Origin of the sequence: Actibacterium sp. (assembly GCF_041584535.1) — a bacterium.
Taxonomy (GTDB): domain Bacteria; phylum Pseudomonadota; class Alphaproteobacteria; order Rhodobacterales; family Rhodobacteraceae; genus Actibacterium_D.
In genome coordinates this window covers 1-5,822 of sequence record NZ_JBFHDW010000169.1, presented here as the reverse complement: position 1 = coordinate 5,822, position 5,822 = coordinate 1, and the positions used below count along the sequence as shown (strand labels likewise).

7 protein-coding genes and 1 tRNA gene are annotated in these 5,822 nt (G+C 62.1%); 1 reads left to right on the top strand and 7 read right to left on the bottom strand.

Translation table 11 applies throughout. The annotated features are described in order from the left end of the window. Nucleotides 1–1,572: cation:proton antiporter (locus tag ABYW26_RS09415; RefSeq protein WP_372604552.1), on the bottom strand; the 1,572-nt coding region annotated here is incomplete at its 3' end. A 10-nt stretch (nucleotides 1,573–1,582) separates the two neighbouring features. Continuing rightward, nucleotides 1,583–2,725, bottom strand: a complete 1,143-nt coding sequence (locus tag ABYW26_RS09410) for a deoxyguanosinetriphosphate triphosphohydrolase (RefSeq protein ID WP_372604551.1) — start codon at nucleotides 2,723–2,725, stop codon at nucleotides 1,583–1,585. 85 nt (nucleotides 2,726–2,810) lie between these two features. Between ABYW26_RS09410 and ABYW26_RS09405 the strand changes: the two genes are divergently transcribed. Then, a complete protein-coding gene (locus ABYW26_RS09405) occupies nucleotides 2,811–3,134 on the top strand; it encodes a HesB/IscA family protein (protein WP_372604553.1) in 324 nt (107 codons plus the stop codon). A 39-nt stretch (nucleotides 3,135–3,173) separates the two neighbouring features. Here the strand turns inward: ABYW26_RS09405 and ABYW26_RS09400 are convergent, their stop codons facing one another. From ABYW26_RS09400 to ABYW26_RS09380, 5 genes are all read right to left on the bottom strand, one after another. Beyond that, entirely contained in the window at nucleotides 3,174–4,271 is a 1,098-nt protein-coding gene (locus ABYW26_RS09400; RefSeq protein WP_372604549.1) for a 2'-deoxycytidine 5'-triphosphate deaminase, read from the bottom strand. A 64-nt stretch (nucleotides 4,272–4,335) separates the two neighbouring features. Beyond that, nucleotides 4,336–4,412: transfer RNA gene (locus ABYW26_RS09395), tRNA-Pro, on the bottom strand. A gap of 66 nt (nucleotides 4,413–4,478) precedes the next feature. Then, nucleotides 4,479–5,189, bottom strand: a complete 711-nt coding sequence (locus ABYW26_RS09390; protein ID WP_372604547.1) for a MerR family transcriptional regulator — start codon at nucleotides 5,187–5,189, stop codon at nucleotides 4,479–4,481. A 15-nt stretch (nucleotides 5,190–5,204) separates the two neighbouring features. Then, nucleotides 5,205–5,504, bottom strand: coding sequence for an integration host factor subunit alpha (ihfA, locus tag ABYW26_RS09385; protein WP_372604546.1), 300 nt, complete (start codon nucleotides 5,502–5,504; stop codon nucleotides 5,205–5,207). 94 nt (nucleotides 5,505–5,598) lie between these two features. Beyond that, on the bottom strand, nucleotides 5,599–5,822 hold a 224-nt coding region (locus ABYW26_RS09380; protein ID WP_372604545.1), incomplete at its 5' end, for a 3-oxoacyl-[acyl-carrier-protein] synthase III C-terminal domain-containing protein.

The window sequence follows — 5,822 nt, the reverse complement described above, 5'->3', positions numbered from 1 at the left end:
GATCTTTTTGCCGCCCAAAGTCGCGGGCAGCGCATGGCGCGAGATGTCCTGACCGGCGCGTTTCAATTGATGCACATTCTCGCGGCCGAATTCCGGCGCAAGATCAGTGGCAACCAGCGTGTTATAAGCGTCATTGTCACTGGCGGCGACGATGATGCCGTAAGAGGCCAGTTCGATATTCGCCTCGGCGCTTTCTGACAGGATGTCGCCGAAAAAGGTCGGCAATCCGGCCTCGCGCGCGGCGCGCAGGCGCGAGCGGTTTGCATCAACGATCAGCACCGGCACCCCGGCTTTTTGCAAGGTCTCGGCAAAGCCCAAGGTCCAGTTTGACGCCCCGACCAGCATCACCCCCGGCACCTCGCCCCCGGTAAGGCCCAAGAACCGCGCCAGCGGCGCAAGGGTAAAGCCATGCAGAACCACCGTCGCCGCTACCAAGGCAAAGGCCAACGCCCCGATCCGGGCGCCATCAGCGATGCCCAAGGCCGCAAGGCGGTCGCCAAACAGCCCCGCCACCGCCACCAGCACAACACCGCGCGGGCCGGTCAGGGCGACCAAAAACCGCTCGCGCCACGGGATTGCCGAAAAAGCCAGTGCGATCAACACGGTAAACGGGCGCGCCACAAGGATCACCGCCGCGACAAAGGCCAGCGCCCGCCAATCCAGCGCCGTCAGGGTCTCGATCTTCATCGACGCCGCCAACAGGATGAACACGCCTGAGACCAGCAAAACAGTGGCATGTTCCTTGAAGCGCCTCAGTTCGGCATATGAGGGCAAATCGGCATTGGCGATGTAAAGGCCCATCACCGTCACCGCCAACAGCCCGCTTTCATGCAGCACCGTATCCGACAGCGCGAACACCGCCAGCAACAACGCGAACAGCGCTGGCACTTTCATATATTCCGGCACCCATGCCCGGCGAAAGGCCGTGGACAGGCCCCAACCCGCCGCCAGCCCGATCAGCGCCGCAAAGCCAATCCCGACCACCAGCGCCATCAGCGCGTGTTCGACCGTCAGCGCGGTTTGCAGCACGACGACGCTTTCAAACGCCAGAACCGCCGCTAATGCGCCCACCGGGTCGTTGACGATGGCCTCCCATTGCAACAGGGCGGCGGGGCGGCGTTTCAGGCGGGCGGTGCGCAACAAGGGCGCGATTACGGTCGGGCCGGTGACGATCATGATGCCGCCAAAGACCGAGGCCGCCTCCCATCCCAGACCGGCGACATAATGCAGCGTCAGGGCCGAGGCCAGCCAACCCAGCGGCGCGCCGATGATCACCAGCCGCCGCACGCCCACCGCCGCATCGGCCAATGAGTGCAGGTTCAGCGTCAGACCGCCTTCGAACAGGATGATTGCCACCGCAAGCGAAATCATCGGCCCCACCAGCGGCCCGATATCGCGCGCCGGATCGAACAGGCCCAACCCCGGACCGACCGCCAGCCCGGCCAGCAGCATCAGCACGATCGCCGGCATCCGCAGCCGCCACGCCAGCCATTGCGACCCCACGCCCAAACCTCCGATCAGGGCGAAGGCCATGATCGGGCTGAGAGCTTGAGAGGCGGTGTCGGCTGTCATGATTTCACTGTCAGTCGCCGCCGATCAGACGCGCGTGTTCCTGCATCGCAAAACGATCGGTCATCCCCGAGATGTAATCCGACACGATCCGCGCCAGTTCGGTCTCGTCCTTGGCGTCGGCCACATCCTTGCGCCATTGCTTGGGCAAAAGTTCGGGATTGGTCAGGAACAGCGGGAACAGATCATGGACCATCGCGGTGACGACCTTGCGCATTTCGACCACGCTGGGGGCGCGATACATGCGGGTGAACAGAAAGTTGCGGATGACCTTCAGTTGCTCCCAGATATCAGGCGAGAACTGGATCAGAGTGCGACCGGCCAGACGGATATCCTGCGGCGATTGCGGGTCCAGTTCGGCCAGCCGGGCCTTGCCGACCGCCAGCACATCCGACACCAGAATGCCAAAGAACCGGCGCAGCGCCTCGTGGCGGCGGCGGTAATAGTTCAGGCCGGGGTAAATCCGGTCGACCTCGGCAAAGCAGTGATCCAGTAACGGCAGTTCGGCCAGCTCATCGGTCGAAAAAAGCTCGGCCCGCAGCCCGTCATGCAGATCATGGTTGTTATAGGCGATATCATCCGAGATCGCCGCAACCTGCGCTTCGGCGCTGGCGTGGGTGTAAAGCTCTAGATCATGAACTTTATCATATTCTTCAAGCGCATAGGGCAGGGGACCAGTCACCGGACCGTTGTGCTTGGCGATGCCTTCCAGCGTCTCCCATGTCAGGTTCAGCCCGTCGAATTCGGCATAATGCCGCTCCAGCCGGGTGACGATGCGAATGGCTTGGGCGTTGTGGTCAAAGCCGCCGTAAGGCGCCATCAGCGCGCCTAACGCGTCCTCGCCGGTGTGACCGAACGGCGTGTGTCCCAGATCATGCGCCAGCGCCACGGCCTCGGTCAGGGCAAGGTTCAGGTTCAGCACACCCGAGATGGTCCGCGCCACCTGTCCAACCTCGATCGTATGGGTCAGGCGGGTGCGGAAATAGTCGCCCTCGTGCTCGATAAACACCTGAGTCTTGTGCTTGAGCCGACGAAAGCTGGAGGAATGGATGATCCGGTCCCGGTCGCGCTGAAAGCACGATCTGAATTCGGCTTCGACTTCGGGATACAACCGCCCGCGCGATTTTTCGGGGTCACAGGCATAGGGTGCCAGCATTATTATCTGCCTTCGCTTGTCGCCTCTTGTCTTCCTACATATATTGAAGCCCACACGGATAACATACTGGAATTACAGCATGGAGCTGACCTTTCCCCCCAAAGTGACCGACCGGGCCTTTGCCCGGCTGTCTGAAATCGGTGCCGCCGATCAGGGCAAGGCGTTGCGCGTCGCGGTCGAGGGCGGCGGCTGTTCCGGGTTTCAATACGATATCCGGCTGGATGACGTGGCCGAGGACGATCTGGTTCTGGAAGGCAGCGGCGAAAAAGTGGTGGTCGATACCGTGTCGCTGCCGTTCCTGTCGAACGCGGTGATTGATTTCACCGAGGAACTGATCGGCGCACGCTTTGTGATCGAGAACCCGAATGCCACGGCAAGCTGTGGCTGCGGCACCAGCTTTTCGATCTAACAATTTGTTATAAATTACTACTCGACCGGGCGCCGCGCGTCAGGTCGATTTGAAATGCTTGCTCAGCTTCAGGCCCTGACCCTGATAGTTCGACGCGATGCCGCTGCCGTAAAGCTGGATCGGGCGGGCGGCCATTTTCTCGTAAACCAGACGGCCGACGATCTGGCCATGTTCCAGAACGAACGGCGCCTCGTGACAGCGCACCTCCAAAACACCGCGCGCCCCGGCGCCGCCAGCCTCGGCATGACCGAAACCGGGATCAAAAAAACCGGCGTAATGCACGCGGAACTCGCCAACCATCGCCAGATAGGGCGCCATTTCGGCGGCGTAGTCGGGTGGGATGCAGACGGCCTCGCGGCTGACAAGAATGTAGAACGCACCGGGATCAAGGATGATCCGGCCATCACTGGTGTGGATCGGCTCCCAATAATCGGCCGGGTCGTAGTGGTTGATCAGGTCCAGATCGATCACCCCAGTATGGGGCTTGGCGCGATAGCCGACCAGATTGCCGGTTTCGGGTTTCAGATCGACGGAAAAACCAAGACCCTCGGAAATCACCGCCGGGCCACCGGTGACCAGCGGCGTTTCCTTGTGCAGGGTCGCCAGTGTCGCGTCATCCAGAACCGCCTGACCACGTCGGAACCTGATCTGGTTCAGCCGCATCCCCGGCCGCACCTTGACCGAGAACGAGCGCGGGCAGATTTCCGCGTAAAGCGGGCCGGTATAGCCTTGCGGGATACGGTCGAATTCGGTGCCACCATCGGTGATGGTGCGCGTCAGCAGGTCCAGCCGCCCGGTCGAGGATTTCGCGTTGGCGACGGCATTCACATCGTCGGGCAGGGCCAGCCGCTCCATCAGCGGCACGACATAGACACAGCCCTTTTCCAGAACCGCGTCATTGGTCAGGTCGATGCGGTGCATTTCGAATTCGGCCAGACGGTGTTCGACGGTCTGACCTTCACCGGCCAGAAACGACGCGCGCACGCGGTAGGCCACATCGCCCAGCCGTAGGTCAAGCGAGGCCGGCTGCACCTGAGCACTGAGAATCGCCGGGGTCGCGGTGATCGCCCCGGCCTCGATCATCGATTCGAGCGCCTGAGCGGGCAAAACCCCGATGCTGGTGTCAAATTCGATCATCCGGCTCCCCCCGTTAACGTCAAACCGCCCGACGCCGTTTCCGACGCGGGCGGTTTTGAAGACTTGGTCGGGCTAGCAGGACTCGAACCTGCGACCTTCCGTCCCCCAGACGGACGCGCTACCAGGCTGCGCCATAGCCCGACGTGAGGCGCGTTGTAGCATGTTTGCGCGCGGGGGCAAGACGCAAAACCGGGTTTTTGCACCGGATTATGCACTGCCATTCATGCGGTCGCTTAGCGCCGTCAGGCGGGCCACCACATCACGCAGCGGCGCGGCGGGGGCATTGCGCAGCGCGGCCTGCACGTCGGCGCGATAAAGACGCGACACCAAGGGCTTACCCAAGGGCGGTTCGTTATCCAGCGGGTCGGATGCGGGCAGGTCGGCGCCCAGCGGCGCGGCTGCGGCAGCGGGTGTTTCAGCCACCTCAGCCAGCGGTTCGTCATCGGGCGCGTCCAGATCCAGCGGTAGCGCCGGTTGCAGATCGAACAGATCGCGCGACGGGGCCTCGGACGCCGGTTTCGGGCGCTTGGGCGTCAGCTGCACCACCTTGGCGGATTCGGGCGTTTGCGGCGCGTCCTGCATCATCGGCGCTTCGTCGATTTCGGGGGCAGGGGCGACGGATGCGGTGGCGCCCGAGTCATCCAGCGGCTGGGACAGGCCCGCCACATGTTTAATGCCTTGATCCCGCAGAATTTTCTGAGCGCCGCGAATGGTCAGCCCATCCTCGTGCAGCAGCTTTTTCAGCCCGCCCAGCAACAGCATGTCATTGGGTCGGTAATAGCGTCGCCCACCGGCGCGCTTGACGGGTTTGATCTGAGAAAACCGGCTTTCCCAGAACCGCAACACATGCGCCGGGGTTTCCAGCCACTCGGACACCTCGCTGATGGTGCGAAGGGCGTCAGGCGACTTTTTGTCCATGAGACTGTGGCCCCGTTATTTGTTTCCGGCGGAAACGCGATCTTTCATCAGATGCGACGGGCGGAAGGTCAGAACGCGGCGGGGATGAATCGGGACCTCTTCGCCGGTCTTGGGATTGCGCCCGACCCGCGCGGCCTTGTCACGCACCGAAAACGTGCCGAAAGACGAGATCTTGACAGTCTCGCCATCGACCAGGGCATCCGACATGTGCTGAAGCACGCTTTCGACCAAAGCGGCGGATTCATTTCGGGACAAACCCACCTCGCGGAAGACGGCTTCGCTCAGATCCATACGGGTCAATGTTTTGCCAGTCATACCGTTCCCCTGTTTCAAACTCCGCCCTTAGATTGCGGAGGTTTGAATTCCGAGTCAATATCAACAACTTGTAGGGCGCTGTTTGAGCGATGATTTACCAGCGCAAAACCACGGCACCCCATGCCAGACCGCCGCCAATGGCCTCGGTCACGACCAGATCGCCCGTTTTGATCTTGCCCTGTGCCCGTCCGACCGACAGCGCCAGCGGAATCGATGCCGCCGAGGTGTTGCCGTGGTCCTGCACCGTGACGATGACGTGATCCATCGAGATCTGCATCTTTTGCGCCGTGGCTTTGATGATCCGCAGGTTGGCCTGAT